Source organism: Vibrio sp. 10N.237.312.B06 (assembly GCF_041464685.1).
Taxonomy (GTDB): Bacteria; Pseudomonadota; Gammaproteobacteria; order Enterobacterales; family Vibrionaceae; genus Vibrio; species Vibrio tasmaniensis_A.
Window position 1 is genome coordinate 15,281 of record NZ_JBFSPI010000051.1, and the last position, 21,697, is coordinate 36,977.

Sequence of the window (21,697 nt, forward strand, 5' to 3'; positions counted from 1 at the left end):
AATGACCCTTTATAGGGTCATTTTTTTTTATATGATTAGTAACAACCATTTCTTATTAAGTATCCCAATGTCTGAATCAGAAGAAACGAGCTCAAACCTTTCGGAAACCTTGTTTGTAAAGCACAAGCAGGCTAAAGAGACCTCAATGCTGACACAATACATGCCAAGCTCTGAAGCGCTATTGGATGAGAAGCGTGAACAGCAAAACTCATCATGGTACCGAAACCTAAGACGTCTTCAGTGGGTATGGCAAGGCGTTAACCCCATTGAGCAAGAAGCGGTATTGGCTCGCATCGCGTCATCAGATAACTCTCGTACAACCGATGAGTGGCTTGATACGGTCATGGGTTATCGAAGTGGTAACTGGGCATACGAATGGACCAAACTGGGTATGCAGCATCAAAATCGCTCGAACGAGAAGAAGGGTGAAGAAATGGCTGAAGAGCTGTTTTCAGCATCGTTGTGCTTCAGCATTGCTGGCTACCCACATCTCAAGAACGACAATTTGGCGGCTCAGGCTCAAGTGTTGGCCAACGCAGCTTATTCTGAAGCAATTAAGCATACGAAGTTGATCGTCAAACAGATTGATATTCCATACCAAAACAAGAAGATCAAAGCGAACTTGCATCTAACCAAAACAGACAAACCACAACCGGTTGTGATTGTCAGCGCTGGTCTAGATAGCTTGCAAACCGATATGTGGCGCCTGTTTAGGGATTACTTAGCACCTAAGAACATTGCTATGTTAACGGTAGACATGCCATCAATAGGACACAGTGCACATTGGCCGTTAACAGAAGACTCATCTTGTCTTCACCAAGCAGTGCTGAATGAGTTGCCTAACATCCCATGGGTCGATCACCACAAGGTTGGCTTGTTTGGTTTCCGCTTCGGTGGCAATGCGATGGTGAGATTATCTTTCCTTGAGCAACATAAGATTAAAGCGTGTATCTCTTTAGGCGCACCAATTCACGATATCTTTGTTCATGCCGACAAATTGAAACAGATGCCTAAAATGCATTTAGATGTGTTGGCTTCGCGTCTTGGTAAAGGGGCCGTTGATATCAATAGTCTTTCTGGGCAATTGATGGCGTGGTCACTCAAGGTGCAAGGTTTGCTGTCAAACAGTAAAACCAGTGTGCCTCTCTTGGCATTAGCGTTAGAGGGCGACCCAGTATCACCTCCAATGGATAATCAACTGGTTGCTATTTACAGTGATTACGGTAAAGCGAAGAAAATCAAAGCTAAATCAATTACACAAGGTTATGAGCAATCCCTCGAATTGGCGATAAAGTGGCTTGAGGATGAATTATTTAGATGACATTTCTCCTAAATTAGTTAAGCATGAAAAGTGTACAAAGTAAGTACCTGATACTCAGAGGTAATTTATAAAATCCAATTGCGTAGTTTCTACGTATAACATTCTGAGTAACGTCATTCTTAACATTGAAATGGAGATTCAATATGTCAGAAGTGACACAACAACCTACGCATTATCGCTTGTTAAATGTTTTAAAGGCTATAGGCCCTTACTTAAGGGAGCCGCAATCAGAAGAAGGCCACTATATTTTTGATTGCTTGTCTGTGTGTGTGAACGATAAAAAATCACCAGAAGAACGTGAGTTTTGGGGCTGGTGGTTGGAGTTGGATAAGTCGGAAGAAGGATTCTCGGCGAAGTACAACACGGGTAAATACAACATCGATGGTAACTGGGAGCCTTTGCCATTACCTAAAAAGGCGATCGCTGAGGTCTCTCGAACTCAAGAAGCCTTTCACCAAAAGCTGGTTGATGAACTTCAAAAGAAATTTGAAATCGGCGTTCAGTTAGACGAAGAGTCTGTCGAATTCGTCTAATTTTAAAGGTTACTCTTCTATATAAAGCAAAAAGGTGCGATTTCGCACCTTTTCTGCTTGTGAATTCCCCTTTTGATTGCTAAAACATCACCTCTTATTTGTTTTATCCATAAAAGACTTCATGACAACAAATCATCAAAGCGGGACAACAACACAGCGTAAAACTGTCGTTGTTAAACTGGGTACCAGTGTCTTAACTGGTGGAACATTGGCATTAGACCGCGCTCATATGGTTGAGCTGGTTCGTCAATGTGCTGAATTAAAAAAACAAGGCCACTCTGTGGTTATGGTTTCGTCTGGCGCAATTGCAGCCGGACGTGAGCACCTTGGTTACCCCGCACTTCCCAACTCTATGGCAAGCAAACAATTGCTTGCGGCAGTTGGGCAAAGTCAGTTGATTCAAGTTTGGGAGTCTTTGTTTGCTATCTATGGCCTTAAGATTGGCCAGATGCTACTGACTCGTGCTGATCTCGATGATCGCGAGCGTTTTCTTAATGCACGTGACACGATCAATGCGCTTGTTGAGCACGACATTATTCCGGTAGTAAACGAAAACGACGCAGTAGCCACCAACGAAATTAAAGTGGGCGACAATGATAACTTGTCGGCCTTAGTGGGTATTTTGTGCGGTGCTGATAAGCTTTTGCTATTAACGGACCAAAAAGGCCTGTTTACGGCTGACCCTCGTAAAGACCCAAATGCTGAGCTCATCAAAGAAGTGAAAACTATTGATGACACACTGCGCAAGATCGCAGGCGGCAGTGGTACTACGTTAGGTACTGGCGGCATGGCGACAAAACTGCAGGCGGCTGATATTGCTCGTCGCGCTGGCATCGAAGTAATTATTGCTGCGGGCAGTGCTGAAAATGTGGTGTTTGACTCACTGAGTGACAACCCACAAGGCACACGTTTCTTGCCTTTAGCGGAAGCGCTTGAAAACCGTAAACGCTGGATTCTAGCGGGCCCTGCTTCAGCTGGTGACATTGTGGTCGACGACGGCGCAGTAAACGCAGTCAACACTAAAGGCAGCAGCTTGTTGGCGAAAGGGGTTGTTCGAGTTAAAGGCGAATTCTCTCGTGGTGAAGTCACCCAAGTCACAGACAGTAAAGGCAAAGTAATTGCGCGTGGTATCGCCAGTTATTCAAGCCAAGACCTAGCAAAAATTGCAGGCAAGCACAGTAAAGATATTGGCGACATCCTTGGCTACGATTACGGGTCAGAAGTCATTCACCGTGACGACCTTGTTGTAATCCAAGAATAGCTCGTGATGAGAAGGCGAATCACCTTTTTGCATCCAAAGACAGACAGAATTTAGGGAGAGTTAAACGTGGATTTAACTAACATGGGTATCGCAGCAAAAGACGCTGCTTTCCACCTAGCGACCGCATCTACGGCGCAAAAGAATAAAGCATTGGCGATTATCGCTGATGAGCTAGAAGCAAACGCAACAACGATTTTAGAAGCAAACGCGAAAGATATCGAACTTGGCCGTGAAGCGGGTCTGACTGATGCACTGCTTGATCGTCTATTGCTGAACGAAGAACGCTTAACCGGTATCGCTAACGATGTACGTAACGTGATTAGCCTGAATGATCCAGTCGGCAGCGAGATTGACAGTAAGGTACTTGAAAACGGTATGTCACTGTCTCGCCGTCGTGTACCACTTGGCGTGGTTGGTGTTATTTATGAAGCGCGTCCAAACGTAACCATCGATATTGCAGCACTGTGTCTCAAAACTGGTAACGCAAGCATCCTACGTGGCGGCAAAGAGACATTCTTCTCAAACATGGAGCTGGTTAAAGTAATCCAGTCTGCATTAGAGAAAGCGGAACTTCCTGCGGCTTCTGTGCAGTACATCGAGAAACCCGATCGTGAACTTGTCTCTCAACTGCTTAAACTGGATGACTACGTGGATATGATCATTCCTCGTGGTGGCGCTGGTCTGCACAAAATGTGTAAAGAAAACAGCACCATTCCAGTGATCATCGGTGGTTTCGGTATCAGCCATATCTTTGTTGATGAGAGCGCTGATCTTGAGAAGTCTGTTGATGTGGTTGAAAACTCGAAAGTTCAACGTCCATCTGCATGTAATTCATTGGATACGCTGCTAGTGCATGAAGCGGTTGCTGAGGCTTTCCTTGCTAAGCTAACACAGCGTTTAGCAGGCAAAGTAACCTTGGTTGCTGACGCTAGTGCAAAATCATTGCTTACTGGTTTTGAAGACCAACGTGATGCCGTTGAAGGTGACTTTGACACTGAATGGCTAAGCTACACGCTAGGCGTAAAAGTAGTTGCGGATGTGGCAGAAGCGATTGACCACATGCGCGTACACAACGCGAGTCACTCAGATGCGATTATGACTAACAGTCTAGAGAGCTCAGAGCGCTTTATTAATTCAGTCGGTTCAGCTGCAGTCTATGTGAATGCATCAACACGTTTTACAGATGGCGCACAGTTTGGTTTAGGCGCTGAAGTCGCAGTATCTACCCAGAAACTACATGCTCGCGGCCCAATGGGCTTAGAAGAGCTGACAAGCTACAAGTGGGTAGGTAAAGCGAACTATTTAGTTCGCGGTTAACGCTGGTCGTTAATTTTACTCCTCAGCTCATTTTTGAAATGGCGATCGAGTAGCAATAATCAATGAATTACCACACAAAAGGGCCTTAATTGGCCCTTTTTCTTTCCTAACGTTTGGCAATTCCGTTACACTGATATTCAATTATTTGGAGGTGATATGCATTGTCCTTTTTGTTCAGAGAACGACACTAAAGTAATCGATTCAAGACTGGTAGCCGATGGCCATCAGGTTCGTCGTCGCCGTCAATGCCTTGCATGTAGTGAACGTTTTACGACTTTCGAATCGGCAGAACTTGTGATGCCTAAAGTCATAAAGTCGAATGGAAACCGCGAACCATTTAATGAAGATAAAATGGTCGGTGGTGTGCAGCGCGCCCTAGAAAAACGCCCAGTGAGTGCTGATGCGATTGAACTTGCGATCAGCACGATTAAGTCACAACTCCGTGCGACTGGTGAGCGTGAAGTACCAAGCGAGATGATTGGTAACCTTGTGATGGGCCAATTGAAAGAATTGGACAAAGTGGCGTACATTCGTTTTGCCTCTGTTTACCGCAGCTTTGAAGACATCCGAGAGTTTGGCGAAGAAATCGCTAAATTAGAGGACTAACCCCTCAATCATGTCTAATTTTACTCCCCTAGATTTTCAAATGATGTCGCGTGCTATTAAGTTAGCCAAACGCGGCATTTACACTACTGCGCCAAACCCTAATGTGGGTTGTGTCATTGTACAAACCGACGGTCAGATCGTTGGTGAAGGTTTTCATGCTAAAGCAGGCGAACCTCATGCCGAAGTACACGCTATGAGAATGGCGGGTGATAAGGCAAAAGGTGCGATCGCTTATGTCACACTTGAACCTTGTTCTCATTACGGTAGAACGCCGCCTTGTGCTGAAGGTTTGATTAAGGCTCAAGTTTCAAAAGTGATTTGTGCCATGCAGGACCCAAACCCTAAAGTCGCAGGCCGTGGTATCAAGATGCTACGCGAGGCGGGTATTGAGGTTGAAATCGGTTTGCTTGAGCAAGATGCTCTCGATTTGAATCCTGCATTTATCAAGCGTATGCAAACGGGCATGCCATTCGTTCAGTTAAAGATGGCCGCTAGCCTTGATGGGCAAACGGCATTGGAAAATGGTCAAAGCCAGTGGATCACATCGCCAGAAGCGCGTCGTGATGTTCAGAACTACCGAGCAAAATCAGGTGCGGTGTTATCAACTAGCCAGACAGTGATTGAAGACAACGCGTCGTTGAATGTTCGCTGGGCAGAGTTGCCAAGCAGTATCAAAGGTCATTACGCTGAAGACGAGCTGCGTCAGCCGATTCGCGTGATTCTCGATCGTCAAAACCAACTGCGTCCTGAACTCAAGTTATTCCAGACTCCAACTTCGGTATTGAGAGTTGCTGAAACCTCTGCTGATATTGAGGTCAGAACAACGGATACTGGTCAGCTTGATTTACACGATTTGATGCGTCAATTGCCAGCGAACCATATTGATCATATTTGGGTCGAAGCGGGCGCGACATTGGCAAAAAGCTTGATTGAAGCACAGTTGGTGGATGAGCTAATCCTCTATTTAGCACCTAAACTAATGGGCAGTGACGGACGAGGTTTGATGGGCGCATTAGGGCTCACTTCAATGTCTGATGTGATTGACCTAGAAATTAAAGATGTTCGACAGGTTGGTGTGGATATTCGCATCGTCGCGAAACCAATAGTCGCGAAACAAATAGTAACGAAACCATAGTGGAAATAGTTCTGCTAACCAAATACATGTCGTTGACAACAAAAAGAGTTTTAAAATGTTTACAGGAATTGTAGAAGCCGTAGGTACATTGAGTGCAATCACTCCCCGCGGAGAAGACATCACCGTAACGGTTAATGTTGGTAATCTTGATATGGCTGACGTCAAGTTAGGCGACAGTATCGCGACCAATGGTGTTTGTTTGACGGTTGTTGAGTATAACGACCATAGCTACAGTGCAGACCTTTCGCTTGAGACCCTGAAAAAAACGGGTTTTGTCGATTACCAAGCTGGCGATAAGGTCAACCTAGAGAAAGCAATGTTACCGACCACGCGTTTCGGTGGTCATATTGTATCGGGTCACGTTGATGGCGTGGGTGAGATTGTTGAGCGTAACCAAGTCGGTCGTGCGATTGAGTTCTGGGTAGAAATGCCTGCAGATATCTCAAAGTACGTGGCTCAAAAAGGTTCAGTCACCGTAGATGGCATTAGCCTAACGGTGAATGATTTACGCAAGAATGTTTTTAAGCTGACGATCGTTCCTCACACCTCTTCAGAAACCACCATCGATCAATTCAATGTTGGTCGCAAAGTGAATCTAGAAGTCGATGTATTAGCGCGCTATATGGAGCGTCTACTTCAAGGCCAACAGCAAGAGTCTGAGCCTGAATCTCGATTGACGATGGAATTCTTACAGCAGAATGGTTTTGCTTAACTGTTTGTACAAAGCTTGCTAAAGAGTACTTTGTAAAAGCGCAGCAATATCATCAGGTTTAAATAGTGTCGGTTCTAGGAAGCAGAACCATTTCAAAGGATATAGAACAATGCCAATTAGTACTCCTCAAGAAATTATTGAAGACATTCGCCTAGGGAAAATGGTTATCCTGATGGATGATGAAGATCGCGAAAATGAAGGCGATCTGATCATGGCAGCTGAACATGTTACGCCAGAAGCGATTAACTTCATGGCGATGTATGGCCGTGGCTTAATTTGCTTAACGTTGACCAAAGAGCGTTCACATCGCATGGGTCTAGCGCCTATGGTTCAAGACAACAACGCTCAATACACGACGAACTTTACGGTTTCAATTGAAGCGGCAGAGGGCGTAACAACCGGTATTTCTGCATCAGACCGCGCTGTTACCGTTCAAGCTGCTGTGGCAAAAGACGCAAAAGCGGCTGACTTAGTTCAACCTGGCCATATCTTCCCTCTGACTGCTCAAGAAGGTGGTGTTCTAACGCGCGCAGGCCATACTGAAGCAGGTTGTGACTTAGCTCGGTTAGCAGGCTGTGAGCCTGCGTCTGTTATCGTTGAGATCCTAAATGACGACGGCACCATGGCACGTCGTCCTGATCTTGAAGTCTTCGCTGAAAAACACGATATCAAATTAGGCACCATTGCTGACTTGATTGAATACCGCAACAACACAGAAACGACGATTGAACGTGTAGCACAATGCCATTTGCCAACAGAGTTTGGTGACTTTGAGCTTGTGACTTACCGTGACACGATCGATAACCAGATCCACTATGCAATGCAAAAAGGCAGCTTAACCGAAGGTGCTCCTTTGGTGCGTGTTCACCTGCATGACACGTTCACTGACCTGCTTCATTCAGACCGTGGTACAGAGCGTAGCTGGTCGCTAGATAAAGCGATGAAGCGTATTGGCGATGAAGGCGGTGTGCTGGTTATTCTGGGCAACGAAGAGTCTTCTGATTCTTTGATTCACAAAGTGAAGACATTCGAAGCGCAAGATAAGAACGAGCAGCCAACCATGGCTAAGAAGCAGGGTACTTCTCGTCGTGTTGGTGTGGGTTCTCAGATTCTACAAGACCTAGGTGTTCATGATATGCGTTTGTTGTCTTCAAGCACTAAGCGTTACCACGCATTGGGTGGTTTTGGCCTTAACGTTGTTGAATACGTTTGCGAGTAAGATGACGTCTGTCCGTTTATAGCGACATAATTTACCGATGATTTCAGTGGCTCTTTTAGGGGTTAATTTCGATAAAAGAGCAAAGTAGCCAAGCCCGATTCAAAACGTGTCGAATACACAAGTTTGGCTACTTGCTGCTCCAATATGGTTGGCCGCAGCGCTGCGTTATGATCTTTACATCTCCGGTGTCTGTTCTTCTAAATTAGCATTAGATATTGCTCACAGTTTTGTGCTAGAATCCGGCGATTCTCACTTGATGAAAATAGTTAAAGGAAGGCTTATGAAAGTGATCGAGGGTGGCTTCCCAGCGCCAAATGCAAAAATTGCTATCGTTATTGCTCGTTTCAACAGTTTTATTAACGAAAGTTTACTTTCTGGTGCAATCGATACTTTAAAGCGTCATGGACAAGTAAGCGAAGACAACATCACTGTTGTTCGTTGCCCTGGTGCAGTAGAACTTCCACTTGTAGCGCAACGCGTTGCAAAAACAGGTAAGTTCGATGCGATTGTATCTCTTGGTACAGTAATCCGTGGCGGTACACCTCACTTTGACTATGTTTGTAGTGAATGTAATAAAGGTTTGGCACAAGTGTCTCTGGAATTTTCTCTTCCAGTAGCGTTTGGTGTTCTTACTGTTGATACGATCGATCAAGCTATTGAACGCGCAGGAACCAAGGCTGGTAATAAGGGTGCAGAAGCCGCACTTAGCGCACTTGAGATGATCAACGTTCTTTCTGAAATCGATTCCTAATGGGGGCCAGTGTGAAACCAGCCGCACGTCGTAACGCACGTCAATTTGCTCTACAAGCAATTTATTCTTGGCAAATTACTAAAGAAAATATTGCTACCGTTGAAGAACAGTTCTTATCTGGTGGTAAGTATGATGAAGAAGAGCATCATGCCGCAGAACCTGCTCTAGCTATGCCAGAAACAGACGTTGCATACTTCCGCGACCTACTAACTGGTGTTGCTCTTAGCCACATGGAACTTGATAGCAAGCTTCGTCCATTCGTATCTCGCCCTATGCAAGATCTGGATTTGATGGAACTAGCGCTTCTACGTTTAGCTATGTACGAGATGACTCGTCGCGAAGATGTACCATACAAAGTGGTTATCAACGAAGCTATCGAGCTTGCGAAAGTATTCGCAGCAGAAGACAGCCATAAGTTTGTTAACGGTGTGCTTGATAAAGCTGCACCGCACGTTCGTAAGAAATAAGACGTTCGTATATTGAATCTAAAGGTCAGCTTTTATGCTGGCCTTTTTTGTAACTAAATTTCTGTAATATTAATAATTACGGTGATTTGTATGAAGACTAAAGATAGGGCATGTGATGTCTGGCGAATTTAACCTGATTGAAAAATATTTTGTAAATCGACAACCACAACGTAAAGACGTACATCTGGCTGCTGGCGATGACTGTGCTTTGGTCAAAGCGCCGGGCAATGTTGAGATAGCGATTAGCACGGATACTTTAGTCGCGGGCACGCACTTTTTAGCAGAGGCAAACCCAGCTTGGGTGGCACATAAGGCTTTGGCTTCGAACATTAGCGATCTTGCGGCGATGGGTGCGACGCCTGCCTGGGTTTCATTTGCGTTAACCATGCCAGAAGTCGATGAAGAATGGCTTGCTCCCTTCTGTGATTCCTTCTTCAAACTTGCAGACTATTTTGGTATTCAACTTATTGGTGGTGATACGACCAAAGGGCCGCTGAGTTTAACGCTGACTGTACAGGGCTTTGTGCCAGAAGGCCGAGCACTACGCAGAGATGGTGCGAAAGTGGGGGACTGGATTTACGTAACGGGTAACTTAGGTGACAGCAAAGCTGGGCTAGAGGTGATATTAGACCCAGAACAGAACAAAGCTAAGCCTTATGCACTTGAGCTAGAAGAGAGGCACTACATCAGCTCTCCACGAGTATTGGCGGGTCAGGCGCTCGTGAACCTAGCTTCATCGGCTATTGATATCTCTGATGGCGTTATTGCAGACTTAAAACACATCCTTAAGCGTTCTCAGGTCGGTGCAAGCATTGATGTGAGTGCGTTACCAATCTCTGCTGAATTACTTCAATTCTCTTCTGATACCGCTTCTGCACAGCAGTATGCGTTGACCAGTGGTGAAGAGTACGAACTCTGCTTTACCGTGCCGGAAGAAAATAAAGGTTCATTGGAAAGTGCTTTGTCGCACACAGGTACAAAAGTCACCTGCATTGGCCAGATAAGACCTGTAGAATATTTTGAATTACACAATAATGGTGAACCACTAAGCTGGAACTTAACTGGTTACGATCACTTTAAGGTTAATTGATGACAAATCCACTTTCTCTTATTTCTCTTAAAAATCCTTGGCACTTATTGGCTACGGGTTTTGGCTGTGGCTTATCGCCGATTATTCCAGGCACAATGGGCACGCTTGCGTCGATTCCATTCTATCTATTGCTGGTTCAGTTACCGTTTCCTGCTTATGTCGCAGTAGTGGTTGTTAGTTGTATTATCGGTATCAAGATCTGCCAGGTGACATCTGATGATATGGGTGTACACGACCATGGCTCTATCGTATGGGATGAGTTTGCGGGCTTTTGGATCACCATGGGTCTAGTGCCTTTATTGAATATCCCTACGGATGACTGGAAATGGTTATTCACTGGTTTTGTCCTATTTCGCTTTTTCGATATGGTGAAGCCTTGGCCTATTGGCTGGCTAGATAAACGAGTACACGGCGGCTTAGGTATCATGATTGATGATATTGTGGCAGGTATTATGGCGGCTGTTGCCTTGTACGCAGTTGCACATTTCGCGGGCTGGTTAGTTTAAGTTAGCTGAAGGATTAAGATTTAGTTGCAAGCACATTAAGCTAAGTCTCGGATACTAAAAAGGTTGACCCTAGGGCCAACCTTTTTTGCTTTTATTGCTTACGACTTTAGAGCTTACGTGTTAAGGCTATTTAGCAAGGTAATCAGAGATAGATTTCTCTATGCCTTTAGCATCTAAGCCAAGCTCTTCATGCAGTTCGCCTTGAGTACCTTGAGCAATAAACTTGTCTGGTAGACCAAGGTTCAATACTGGCATCAGTAGCTTTTCTTTCATCAAGAATTCAATCACACCCGCGCCGGCACCACCTGCAATCGCGTTTTCTTCGATTGTCACAAGTACATCGTGGTCAGCAGCAAGTTGTTTGATCAGAGCTTCATCGAGTGGCTTCACAAAGCGCATATCAGCCACTGTTGCATCGATAGCGTCAGCCGTTTGAAGTGCACTCTCAAGGAAAGTACCGAAGCTTAGGATAGCGACTTTCAAGCCATCTTTTGCTTTTTTTCTTTCGCGAACGATACGACCTTTACCAATCTCAAGTGCGGTAAACTCACTTTGAATCTCGGTGCCCATACCATTACCACGAGGATAACGAACGGCACTTGGACCTGTATGCTTGTGGCCAGTGTATAGCATTTGGCGACATTCGTTTTCGTCGCTTGGTGCCATGATCACCATGTTTGGAATACAGCGCATAAAGCTTAAGTCGAACGCACCTTGGTGTGTTTGACCATCGGCTCCAACAAGACCTGCACGGTCAATAGCGAACATAACCGGTAGATCCATGATAGCGACATCGTGGATCAGTTGATCGTAGCCACGTTGTAAGAACGTCGAGTAGATAGCCACAATCGGCTTATCACCCGCAATCGCCATACCCGTTGCTAGTGTCACTGCGTGTTGCTCAGCAATCGCTACATCGAAGTATTGCTCTGGGTACTCTTTCGAGAAACGTACCATGCCAGAACCTTCACGCATTGCTGGCGTAATTGCCATCAGCTTAGGATCTTGCGCAGCCATATCACACAGGAAGTCGCCAAAAATCTTAGAGAAAGTTGGTTTCGAGCTGGTGCTCTTAGGCAGACTTGAGTGTGCGGGATCGAATTTCGGTACGCCGTGGTAACCGATTGGATCTTTCTCTGCAGGCTCGTAGCCTTTGCCTTTCTTGGTCATGATATGCAGGAACTGAGGGCCTTTTAGGTCTCTCATGTTCTTAAGCGTTTTAATCAGCTCATTCACATCGTGACCGTCAACCGGACCAATGTAGTTAAAGCCTAACTCTTCAAACATGGTGCCAGGGACAACCATGCCTTTTAGATGTTCTTCTGTACGACGAACGAGCTCTTTAATCGGCGGAACGCCCGATAGCACTTTCTTGCCACCCTCACGAATTGACGTGTAAAGACTGCCAGAAAGAACTTGAGCTAGATGGTTGTTCAGAGCACCGACGTTTTCAGAGATCGACATCTCGTTATCGTTCAGGATAACCAGCATGTCATTGTGAATATCACCCGCGTGGTTCATCGCTTCGAAGGCCATACCTGCGGTAATCGCGCCATCACCAATCACACTCACGACTTTACGGTTCTTGCCCTCTTTCTTCGCACTGATCGCCATACCAAGTCCGGCGCTGATCGATGTTGAAGAGTGACCAACAGAAAGCGTGTCGTATTCGCTCTCTTGACGCCATGGGAATGGGTGCAGTCCATCTTTTTGACGGATAGTCGATAAGCGGTCACGACGACCTGTAAGGATCTTGTGCGGGTAGGCTTGGTGACCAACATCCCAAACCAACTGGTCAAAAGGCGTGTTGTACACGTAGTGCAGAGCAACGGTTAGCTCTACCGTACCTAAGCCCGATGCTAAGTGGCCACTTGACTGGCTCACTGAGTTTAGAAGATAGGTGCGTAATTCATCACAAAGCTGTGTAAGCGTCTCTTTTGGAAGTAGACGCAAGTCCTCTGGCTTATCAGCCAAAGCAAGAGTTGGGTACTTGGATATATCAAGAGTCATAGGTAATGCGCGCTTATTGTCTTAGTTCTTGCGCTCGATGACGTATCGGGCGAACTCTTCGAGTAACTGGGTATTGTATGGGATTGCAGCCAAAGCTTGAAGCGCTTCCTGTAGCAGAGTTTGCGCTTTTTCTTGAGCGCCCTCTAAACCTAACAAAGAAGGGTAGGTGCTTTTGTTCAATTCTTGGTCAGAACCCTGTGGCTTACCCAAAGTTTCAGTATCACTAGTGATATCTAAAATATCATCCTGAACCTGGAATGCTAATCCAATGGCATCGGCGTACTTGTCTAATTGAGGCATCACTTCAAACGCTTTTTCGCCAGCAGACAGAGCACCTAAACGAATCGCACTCTTCATTAGAGCGCCAGTCTTGTTACGGTGAACTTCTTCTAACTCCTCTAGCGTGACAGAGCGGTTTTCAGCTTCAATATCAAGTGCTTGTCCAATACACATACCTTGTGCACCAGACGCTTCTGCTAGGCGTTGAATCATTCGAACGCGATTGCTTTCCCCGTCAGCACTTAATGTGCCTTCCGCAAGTATAGTAAACGCGAGAGTTTGTAGTGCATCGCCAGTTAAAATTGCCGTTGCTTCATCGTATTTGATGTGACAAGTCTGATGGCCACGACGCAATTCGTCGTCGTCCATTGCTGGAAGGTCGTCGTGAATCAGAGAATAGGCATGAATGCATTCGATTGCTGAAGCTGGAGTGTCGAGTTCTTCCGCAGTGCAACCGAGCATTTCCCCTGTAATGTAGACAAGAAACGGACGTGCGCGTTTGCCGCCTAAAAGTAACCCATAACGCATCGCGTTAATGAGATTCTGATTTTGGTGTGGCAGGCGATCAAGCCAAAGGTTAAGTTGCTCGTTATTACGTGCTTGATAAGACAATAACGTCTCGATCATAGGGGATCTCATACAATTTGTTATTCAGGTTGTGGGTTAAAGTCACTCAGTTCTGCATTTTCATCATTTTGCAGCAGGATGCTAACACGCTGTTCAGCGTCGTTTAGTTTACTTTGACCAGCACGAGCGAGGGAGATGCCTCGTTCGAACTTTTTCAGCGCATCATCTAAAGCTAGATCACCATTTTCTAGTTGATCAACCAAGCCATCAAGCTCTTCGATAGCCGCTTCAAAGCTCATATTTTCAGGTTTCTTAGTAGCCATAATAAATCTGCGTTTGGAAAGATGAACGAACGTTACCCTAGGCCGCTGAGATGGTCAAATGTAACCAAGAATTTTTGCTAGAAAGTTCGTTTTTAAGGCGCTTGAATTTACTTTGATTGAATAACCGTGGCTTTATCGAGTTTATACGCTTTGGATAAGGCCAAAGTAAGCCAATAGTTGTGATTCAAAAACGAAAAGTGTGATACTTAGACGAAGAATTAACTAAAAGATCTTATAATCTTGCCGATAAGAATATTATCGTCGACGTAGAACTGTAAAAAAGCATGAGGAGTGCTCAGTGGATTTAGCAACCCTAATAGGTTTGATTGGTGGATTTGCCTTCGTAATTATGGCAATGATCCTAGGTGGAAGCCTCGGGATGTTCTATGACACGACATCCGTTTTGATCGTGATTGGTGGTTCAACGTTTGTTGTTCTAATGAAATTCACCATGGGACAGTTCTTTGGTGCGGCAAAAATTGCCGGTAAAGCATTTATGTTTAAAGCCGATGAGCCAGAAGATCTTATTGCTAAAGTCGTAGAGATGGCGGATGCCGCGCGTAAAGGCGGTTTCTTAGCACTTGAAGAGATGGAAATCAGCAACAGTTTCATGCAAAAGGGTATCGACCTATTGGTTGATGGCCATGATGGTGATGTAGTGCGTGCAGCACTGCAAAAAGACATCGCGTTAACCACAGAACGTCACGAACAGGGCGCTAAAGTATTTACAGCTTTTGGTGATGTTGCACCCGCAATGGGTATGATTGGTACCTTGGTTGGTTTGGTTGCCATGCTTTCGAACATGGATGATCCAAAAGCGATCGGGCCGGCGATGGCGGTTGCACTTTTAACCACTCTATATGGTGCAATTCTTTCGAACATGGTGTTCTTCCCTATCGCGGACAAACTTGCTCTACGTCGTGACCAAGAGACACTGAATCGTCGTTTGGTGATGGATGGCGTACTCGCGATTCAAGATGGTCAAAACCCACGAGTTATTGACGGTTATCTGAAGAGTTACCTTAACGAAGGTAAACGTACGATTGATGGTGAAATGGCTTAAGGGGAATAAAAATGGATGAAGAAAATCCATGTAAATGTCCCCCTCCGGGTTTGCCACAATGGATGGGAACATTTGCTGACTTGATGTCATTGTTGATGTGTTTCTTTGTACTGCTCCTCTCATTCTCTGAGATGGACGTACTGAAATTTAAACAGATCGCAGGCTCAATGAAATTCGCGTTTGGTGTACAAAACCGCTTGGAAGTAAAAGACATTCCTAAAGGTACCAGCATTATTGCGCAGGAGTTTCGTCCTGGTCGCCCAGAACCGACGCCTATTGATGTAATCATGCAGCAAACCATTGATATTACGCAGCAAACTCTAGAGTTTCATGAAGGGGAATCTGAGCGTGCTGGCGGTACGATGCGTGATCAGGGCAAGATGACGGGGGGTAAATCAGCAGAGGTTTCTGCGCACAACAACCAAAACTCAGAATCAGATCAGCAGCAACAGCAAGCTCAAGAACAGTCTCAAGAGATGGAAACCTTGATGGAGAGCATCAAGAAGGCGTTGGAGCGAGAGATCGACCAAGGCGCGATTGAGGTGGAAAACCTTGGCCAGCAAATTGTGATTCGAATTCGTGAAAAAGGCGCATTCCCATCGGGTTCTGCTTTCCTACAACCTAAGTTCCGACCATTGGTTAGACAGGTTGCTGAGTTAGTGAAAGATGTTCCGGGCATTGTCCGAATCTCTGGGCATACTGATAATCAACGTCTTGATTCTGAGCTTTATCGCTCTAATTGGGATTTGTCATCGCAGCGTGCGGTGTCTGTGGCTCAAGAGATGGAAAAGGTCCGTGGTTTCTCTCATCAACGCTTAAGAGTGCGTGGTATGGCTGATACTGAGCCAGTAGAGCCGAACGATACTGAATGGCAACGTAGCTTAAACCGTCGTGTTGAAATCAGTATTATGCAGGGCGAACCGCTTTACAGTGAAGAAGTCCCAGTAATCACTGAATAGTATTTACCAAGAATATGCATCCCAAAGCTCAATCTGTCGTAGATTGGGCTTTTTCTTTGTCTGATACACAAAAGGGTTTGTACCAAGCTAGTAAGAGAAGAGAAGAGAAGAGAAGAGAAGAGAAGAGAAGAGAAGATATGGATAAATGAGCTCGGATGAAATCGAGACGATAGTTTGTAACTAAGGTGAGTTTATTAATGGCACCAAAGCACGCACTCTTTTCCTTGTTTGATTTTCTCATGTATAATTCGCGCCCTTAGATTTAATATTGATCTATTATTGCTTCAATAACTATGTGAAATGACCTTTTACGTGGTGATGAACCTATTAAAATTGTGAACCTTATTGGCGTGAAAGTACTATGAAATTTATTGTTAAGCCCCACCCGGAAATTTTTGTAAAAAGTGAATCGGTGCGTAAGCGCTTCACAAAGATTCTAGAACGTAATATTCGTACTATTCTTCAGCGTCGTACTGAGTCTGTGGCTGTCTTCAACCGCCGTGACCATATCGAAGTGACGTCTGAGAGCGACAAATACTTTAAAGAAACACTTGAAGTATTGACGCAAACTCCGGGTATTCATCACTCCCTTGAAGTTCAGCAATCAGAATTTAAAGACCTGCACAATATTTACGAGCAAGTTCTTGAGCGTAGCGGTGCTCTTATTGAAGGTAAGACTTTCTCTGTACGTGCTAAGCGTCGTGGTAAGCATGACTTTACTTCTATCGAGCTAGAACGCTACGTAGGCGGCGGTCTAAACCAAGCGGTTGAATCAGCAAAAGTAAAACTGAAAAATCCAGATATTACCGTTAAAGTTGAAGTCGAGAACGATAAGCTAAACCAAGTTATTGAACGTCATAAAGGCCTAGGTGGTTTCCCTCTTGGTACTCAAGAAGATCTGCTTAGCTTGATCTCTGGTGGCTTTGATTCTGGTGTTTCAAGCTACTTACACATCAAACGTGGTTCTAAAGTGCATTACTGCTTCTTCAATCTTGGTGGCCCTGCTCACGAGATTGGTGTTAAGCAGGTTTCTCATTATCTATGGGATAAATACGGTTCATCTGCAAAGGTGAAGTTCATCTCTATTGATTTTGAACCTGTAGTTGCAGAGATCCTTGAGAACGTTGAAGATGGCCAAATGGGCGTTGTTCTTAAGCGTATGTTCATGCGTGCTGGTGGTATGGTTGCAGAGCGTTTCGGTATCGAAGCACTAGTAACGGGTGAAGCTCTTGGTCAGGTTTCTAGCCAAACGCTAACTAACCTGCGTCATATCGACAACGTGACGGACACTTTGATCCTTCGTCCACTGATCAACTGGGATAAAGAAGATATCATCGACCTGTCTCGCAAGATTGGTACTGAAGACTTCGCTAAAGTAATGCCTGAGTATTGTGGTGTTATCTCTAAGAAGCCAACCGTGAAAGCGAAGAAAGGCAAACTAGAAGCGGAAGAAGCTAAGTTTAACTTCGAAGTGCTAGAGCAAGTGATCGAGAATGCTCGTATTATGGATATCCGTGATATCGAGAAAGAGAGCCAAGAACAGGCACCAGAAGTGGAGCAAGTTCAAGCCGTTGCTGAGCACGCTGTCGTTCTTGATATCCGTAGCCCAGACGAAGAAGATGAAAGCCCGCTAGAGATCGATGGTGTTGAAATCAAACACATCCCGTTCTTCAAGCTTTCAACTCAGTTTGGTGACCTAGACCAATCGAAAGAGTACTTGTTGTACTGTGACCGTGGTGTCATGAGCCGTCTGCAAGCGCTTTACTTGCAAGAACAAGGCTTCCACAACGTTAAGGTTTACCGCCCATAGTGGTGTGTTGACCAACCGTTAATAATTTTGCAAAGCCGCAGACTGAAAAGTAAGCGGCTTTTTTATTGTCTATGATGAAGGATTGACAGTAGACAGAGGCATGCGTTTGGACGTGCTATCGTCATGCTCAGCTTTAAAATTTTTGATTGATAGAACTGGTGAGCTCTAAACGGGTCTATAAGTACTGAAGAAGTGTGAGTATCTTGAAGTATTCTGTTACTTTTTAATGCAACTCAATGGTGCTATTTGTATGTGTTCAGTTGATTATTTGAGTGGGTGTCTGATTCTGTGATTGACGATGAAAAATAACAAAGATTAATTAGTACAGCTATTGATAAACTTGTTGTTACTTTTCTTTGCACATAAAAAAACACCGCCCATAAGGCGGTGTAACAAATTTGACAGACAGGTCAAAATAAATACAGGAAGTACATGTCTCGTTTCAGTATAGAACTGCAACAAAACATTTGGTAGAACTCTACCCAACTCGAAAAGAACGAGTTTGCAAACACAACATCGCAGGAGCTAAACCAATTGATTCTAGAGAGAATCAAGCCGTTCAGGCTAGCTGCTGCGGGATGAAATATAGAATTTCTCTGGCCGCTAGGCAATGGACAAATTATAATGTTTCAGATAAAAAAAACTAATGCTTATTTAGAGAGTAACTATGTCTCGTCGATTACCCCCATTAAACTCGCTAAGAGTGTTTGAAGCCGCGGCTCGACACTTGAGTTTTACGCGTGCCGCAGAAGAGTTGTTTGTTACTCAAGCTGCAGTGAGTCATCAGATTAAAGCGCTTGAAGAATTCTTGTCTTTGAAGCTGTTTCGTCGAAGAAATCGCTCTTTGTTGCTGACGGAAGAAGGCCAAAGCTACTTCTTGGATATCAAAGATATTTTTACATCACTGGCAGAAGCGACAGACAAAGTGCTTGAGCGAAGTGAGAAGGGCGCATTGACCATCAGTTTGCCGCCGAGTTTTGCTATTCAATGGTTGGTACCAAGGCTCGCTGACTTTAATCAGCAAGAACCTGATATTGATGTAAGAATCAAAGCCGTTGATATGGATGAAGGCTCGTTGACCGATGATGTAGACGTGGCTATTTACTATGGCCGAGGGAATTGGTCGGGGCTCAGAGCCGATAAGCTTTACCAAGAATATTTGATCCCTCTTTGCTCACCTTCCGTGCTGCTAGGAGCTAAACCTTTAGAATTTCTCAGTGATTTGGCATGTCATACGCTACTGCATGATACATCACGAAAGGATTGGAAACAGTTTGCTAAGCAAAATGGTATTGATGGGGTAAACGTTAATCATGGCCCTATCTTCAGTCACTCAACCATGGTATTGCAGGCGGCCGCTCACGGGCAAGGTATTGCTTTGGGTAATAATGTGTTGGCGCAACCTGAAATCGAAGCAGGTCGTTTGATTGCACCTTTTGATGAAGTGTTGGTAAGTAAGAACGCCTTCTATGTAGTGTGTCATGAGAAACAAGCTGACATGGGGCGTATTGCGACTTTCCGTGATTGGATGTTGGCGAAAGCGCAAAGTGAACAAGAGGACTTACTTGATGAATAACCTCATCATTGATGGTGAAGACAACCCAATAACCTTTATCTTTGCACATGGTGCTGGCGCAGGTATGGATCATGAGTTCATGCAGTCGGTAGCAAAAGGGTTGGCGTTTAAAGGGATACGAGTGATTCGTTTTAATTTCCCTTACATGATCAAACGTGCTGAAGATGGTAAGCGTCGTCCACCTGATCGAGCCCCTAAACTGCTCGAAGCTTACCAAGATATTATCGGACAGGTAGATGCCGATAAGCTTGTGATTGGCGGTAAGTCGATGGGAGGACGTATGGCGAGCCATTTGTCTGAAGTTGATAAGGTGGCTGCAATGGCCTGTTTAGGCTTTCCTTTCCATCCGCCAGGCAAACCAGAGAAATACAAAGGTGAGCACTTGGCTGAGTTAGCAAAGCCGTGTCTTATTCTGCAGGGTGAACGTGATACCTTTGGTAAGCGAGAAGAGTTTGCTGATTTCGACCTGTCGGATTCGATTCGTGTTGAGTTTATTCCTGATGGCGATCACAGCTTTAAGCCTCGTAAGAGCTCTGGCTACACCGAACAGCAGAACATAGCGTTAACCGTTGAGAAACTATCGGCGTTTATCAAAGAGGTACTTAATGAGAAGTAAGTATTTACTCACTTTTTCAGGTATCTCTGGCGCAATAGCCGTAATGCTAGGTGCCTTCGCCGCTCACGGGTTAAAAGCTGTCTTGCCAGAGTATCTGCTAGACGTGTTTGAGACAGGTGTTCAGTACCAGTTTATCCATACACTAGCAATATTGGCGTGTGGTGCTCTGCTACAGATGAAACTTGGTGCTAAATCACAAAAATATTTTTTCATTGCGGCAATTTGCTTTATCATCGGCATCCTTTGTTTTAGTGGCAGCCTTTATGGCTTGGCACTGACAGGAATAAAATGGTTTGGCCCTATCACTCCGTTTGGTGGTCTACTATTTATCATTGGTTGGGGAGTCTTCTCCTTCGCTGCTTTGAATATAAAAGAGGTAACTCAGTGAAACACGTACTACTTTATTGTCGCTCTGGTTTTGAAAAAGAATGTGCTGGCGAAATTCAAGACAAGGCTACACAACTGGAAGTGTTTGGTTTTCCTCGCTTAAAGAACAATACAGGCTTTGTATTGTTTGAATGTTATCAAGCAGGCGAAGCCGATAAACTGGTAAAAGAGATCGACTTCCAATCGTTGATCTTTGCTCGTCAAATGATCGCGGTAGCGGTTGAAATCAAAGATCTGCCGACTGATGATCGTATTTCTCCAATTCTTGAGGCGCTTTCTGAGAAAGAAGGTTTCCCACGTTGTGGCGATATCCGTATTGAAACACCAGACACTAATGAAGCGAAAGAGCTTTTGAAGTTCTGCCGTAAGTTTACTGTGCCAATGCGTCAGGCAATGCGCGGTAAAGGGCTGATGACAGCGAAAGACAACGCTAAGAAGCCAGTGCTTCATTTATGCTTTATCGCTCCGGGTCACTGTTTTGTTGGTTACTCTTACCCAACTAACAACTCACAGTTCTTCATGGGTATTCCTCGTTTGAAATTCCCATCAGATGCACCAAGCCGTTCTACATTGAAGCTAGAAGAAGCATTCCACGTATTCATCCCTCGTGATGAGTGGGACGAACGTCTGGCTCCGGGTATGTGGGGCGTAGATTTAGGCGCGTGTCCAGGTGGTTGGACTTACCAATTGGTTAAGCGCTCTATGTTTGTTCACTGTGTTGATAACGGCATGATGGCAGACAGCCTAATGGAAACGGGTCAAATTAAGCACCACATGGTGGATGGTTTTAAATTCGAACCTGACCGTAAGAACGTCACTTGGATTATCTGTGACATGGTTGAGAAGCCGGCTCGTGTTGCTCATTTAATGGGGGAGTGGATCATCAAAGGCTGGGCGAAAGAAGCACTGTTCAACCTTAAACTGCCAATGAAAGGCCGTTACGATGAAGTTCTGCAGGATATCGAAAACCTAAAACAGTTCCTGATTGATAACAAAGTGAAGTTCAAGATGCAGGCGAAGCACCTTTACCACGATCGCGAAGAGATCACGGTTCATATTCAGTCGCTTTCGAATATCTCACCGTACTAATATTTACATTAGTGTGTCAGTGATAAATAAAATGCTCCTTTAGGGGTAATGCCGATCAGTTAAAGCCAAAGTGATCGGTTGAAGGATCCTTCCGAGCTGT

The 21,697-nt window shown here is 44.9% G+C and carries 22 protein-coding genes; 19 read left to right on the top strand and 3 right to left on the bottom strand.

Annotated elements, in window-relative coordinates:
- The first annotated feature begins 67 nt into the window (after nt 1-67).
- From frsA to pgpA, 12 genes are all read left to right on the top strand, one after another.
- Nucleotides 68-1,321 carry an esterase FrsA gene (frsA, locus tag AB6C75_RS14560; protein ID WP_372108040.1) on the top strand — a complete coding sequence of 418 codons (1,254 nt, stop codon included), beginning with the start codon at nt 68-70 and terminating at the stop codon, nt 1,319-1,321.
- A gap of 143 nt (nt 1,322-1,464) precedes the next feature.
- Complete coding sequence (crl, locus tag AB6C75_RS14565) at nt 1,465-1,854, top strand: sigma factor-binding protein Crl (protein ID WP_372108041.1); 390 nt, start codon at nt 1,465-1,467, stop codon at nt 1,852-1,854.
- 76 nt (nt 1,855-1,930) lie between these two features.
- The gene (gene proB, locus AB6C75_RS14570; protein ID WP_012604650.1) at nt 1,931-3,115 is read left to right on the top strand and encodes a glutamate 5-kinase; all 1,185 of its coding nucleotides are present in this window, start codon (nt 1,931-1,933) and stop codon (nt 3,113-3,115) included.
- A gap of 66 nt (nt 3,116-3,181) precedes the next feature.
- Nucleotides 3,182-4,432 (top strand): glutamate-5-semialdehyde dehydrogenase, encoded by a 1,251-nt coding sequence (locus AB6C75_RS14575; protein WP_372108042.1) that lies wholly within the window; start codon nt 3,182-3,184, stop codon nt 4,430-4,432.
- Nucleotides 4,433-4,588: 156 nt separating this feature from the next.
- Nucleotides 4,589-5,038 carry a transcriptional regulator NrdR gene (gene nrdR, locus AB6C75_RS14580; RefSeq protein WP_004734394.1) on the top strand — a complete coding sequence of 150 codons (450 nt, stop codon included), beginning with the start codon at nt 4,589-4,591 and terminating at the stop codon, nt 5,036-5,038.
- Between the two features lie 40 nt (nt 5,039-5,078).
- Nucleotides 5,079-6,173: a bifunctional diaminohydroxyphosphoribosylaminopyrimidine deaminase/5-amino-6-(5-phosphoribosylamino)uracil reductase RibD gene (ribD, locus tag AB6C75_RS14585; RefSeq protein ID WP_372108049.1), complete on the top strand. Its 1,095-nt coding sequence runs from the start codon at nt 5,079-5,081 to the stop codon at nt 6,171-6,173.
- Between the two features lie 55 nt (nt 6,174-6,228).
- Nucleotides 6,229-6,885, top strand: a complete 657-nt coding sequence (locus tag AB6C75_RS14590; protein ID WP_372108043.1) for a riboflavin synthase — start codon at nt 6,229-6,231, stop codon at nt 6,883-6,885.
- 109 nt (nt 6,886-6,994) lie between these two features.
- Entirely contained in the window at nt 6,995-8,104 is a 1,110-nt protein-coding gene (gene ribBA / locus AB6C75_RS14595; RefSeq protein ID WP_372108044.1) for a bifunctional 3,4-dihydroxy-2-butanone-4-phosphate synthase/GTP cyclohydrolase II, read from the top strand.
- Nucleotides 8,105-8,384: 280 nt separating this feature from the next.
- Nucleotides 8,385-8,855, top strand: coding sequence for a 6,7-dimethyl-8-ribityllumazine synthase (gene ribE / locus AB6C75_RS14600; RefSeq protein WP_004734398.1), 471 nt, complete (start codon nt 8,385-8,387; stop codon nt 8,853-8,855).
- The gene (gene nusB, locus AB6C75_RS14605; protein WP_004734399.1) at nt 8,855-9,322 is read left to right on the top strand and encodes a transcription antitermination factor NusB; all 468 of its coding nucleotides are present in this window, start codon (nt 8,855-8,857) and stop codon (nt 9,320-9,322) included. Before ribE ends, nusB begins: the two co-directional genes overlap by 1 nt.
- Before the next feature lie 115 nt (nt 9,323-9,437).
- Nucleotides 9,438-10,412, top strand: a complete 975-nt coding sequence (thiL, locus tag AB6C75_RS14610; protein WP_135384141.1) for a thiamine-phosphate kinase — start codon at nt 9,438-9,440, stop codon at nt 10,410-10,412.
- Nucleotides 10,412-10,918, top strand: a complete 507-nt coding sequence (gene pgpA, locus AB6C75_RS14615; RefSeq protein ID WP_372108045.1) for a phosphatidylglycerophosphatase A — start codon at nt 10,412-10,414, stop codon at nt 10,916-10,918. The genes thiL and pgpA overlap by 1 nt, the downstream gene beginning before the upstream one ends.
- Nucleotides 10,919-11,044: 126 nt before the next feature.
- On the opposite strand, the gene dxs is transcribed toward pgpA, so the two are convergent.
- The 3 genes from dxs to xseB are packed head-to-tail and all read right to left on the bottom strand — an operon-like array spanning nt 11,045 to nt 14,097.
- On the bottom strand, nt 11,045-12,928 hold the full coding sequence (gene dxs / locus AB6C75_RS14620) for a 1-deoxy-D-xylulose-5-phosphate synthase (protein ID WP_372108046.1): 1,884 nt from the start codon (nt 12,926-12,928) through the stop codon (nt 11,045-11,047).
- A gap of 21 nt (nt 12,929-12,949) precedes the next feature.
- On the bottom strand, nt 12,950-13,834 hold the full coding sequence (gene ispA, locus AB6C75_RS14625; RefSeq protein WP_017103890.1) for a (2E,6E)-farnesyl diphosphate synthase: 885 nt from the start codon (nt 13,832-13,834) through the stop codon (nt 12,950-12,952).
- 20 nt (nt 13,835-13,854) lie between these two features.
- Nucleotides 13,855-14,097, bottom strand: coding sequence for an exodeoxyribonuclease VII small subunit (gene xseB / locus AB6C75_RS14630; protein ID WP_004734405.1), 243 nt, complete (start codon nt 14,095-14,097; stop codon nt 13,855-13,857).
- 298 nt (nt 14,098-14,395) lie between these two features.
- Between xseB and pomA the strand changes: the two genes are divergently transcribed.
- The 7 genes from pomA to rlmM all read left to right on the top strand — a co-directional run bounded on the left by pomA (nt 14,396) and on the right by rlmM (nt 21,597).
- Nucleotides 14,396-15,160, top strand: coding sequence for a flagellar motor protein PomA (pomA, locus tag AB6C75_RS14635; RefSeq protein ID WP_009847464.1), 765 nt, complete (start codon nt 14,396-14,398; stop codon nt 15,158-15,160).
- An 11-nt stretch (nt 15,161-15,171) separates the two neighbouring features.
- On the top strand, nt 15,172-16,119 hold the full coding sequence (locus AB6C75_RS14640; protein ID WP_009847463.1) for a flagellar motor protein MotB: 948 nt from the start codon (nt 15,172-15,174) through the stop codon (nt 16,117-16,119).
- A 361-nt stretch (nt 16,120-16,480) separates the two neighbouring features.
- Nucleotides 16,481-17,929: a tRNA uracil 4-sulfurtransferase ThiI gene (thiI, locus tag AB6C75_RS14645; RefSeq protein WP_009847462.1), complete on the top strand. Its 1,449-nt coding sequence runs from the start codon at nt 16,481-16,483 to the stop codon at nt 17,927-17,929.
- Nucleotides 17,930-18,596: 667 nt separating this feature from the next.
- A complete protein-coding gene (locus AB6C75_RS14650) occupies nt 18,597-19,505 on the top strand; it encodes a transcriptional regulator GcvA (RefSeq protein ID WP_372108047.1) in 909 nt (302 codons plus the stop codon).
- Nucleotides 19,498-20,121: an alpha/beta fold hydrolase gene (locus AB6C75_RS14655; RefSeq protein WP_017069501.1), complete on the top strand. Its 624-nt coding sequence runs from the start codon at nt 19,498-19,500 to the stop codon at nt 20,119-20,121. Before AB6C75_RS14650 ends, AB6C75_RS14655 begins: the two co-directional genes overlap by 8 nt.
- Nucleotides 20,111-20,509 carry a DUF423 domain-containing protein gene (locus AB6C75_RS14660; protein ID WP_372108048.1) on the top strand — a complete coding sequence of 133 codons (399 nt, stop codon included), beginning with the start codon at nt 20,111-20,113 and terminating at the stop codon, nt 20,507-20,509. Before AB6C75_RS14655 ends, AB6C75_RS14660 begins: the two co-directional genes overlap by 11 nt.
- Nucleotides 20,506-21,597, top strand: coding sequence for a 23S rRNA (cytidine(2498)-2'-O)-methyltransferase RlmM (gene rlmM / locus AB6C75_RS14665; RefSeq protein ID WP_029223796.1), 1,092 nt, complete (start codon nt 20,506-20,508; stop codon nt 21,595-21,597). Before AB6C75_RS14660 ends, rlmM begins: the two co-directional genes overlap by 4 nt.
- Nucleotides 21,598-21,697: the final 100 nt, after the last annotated feature.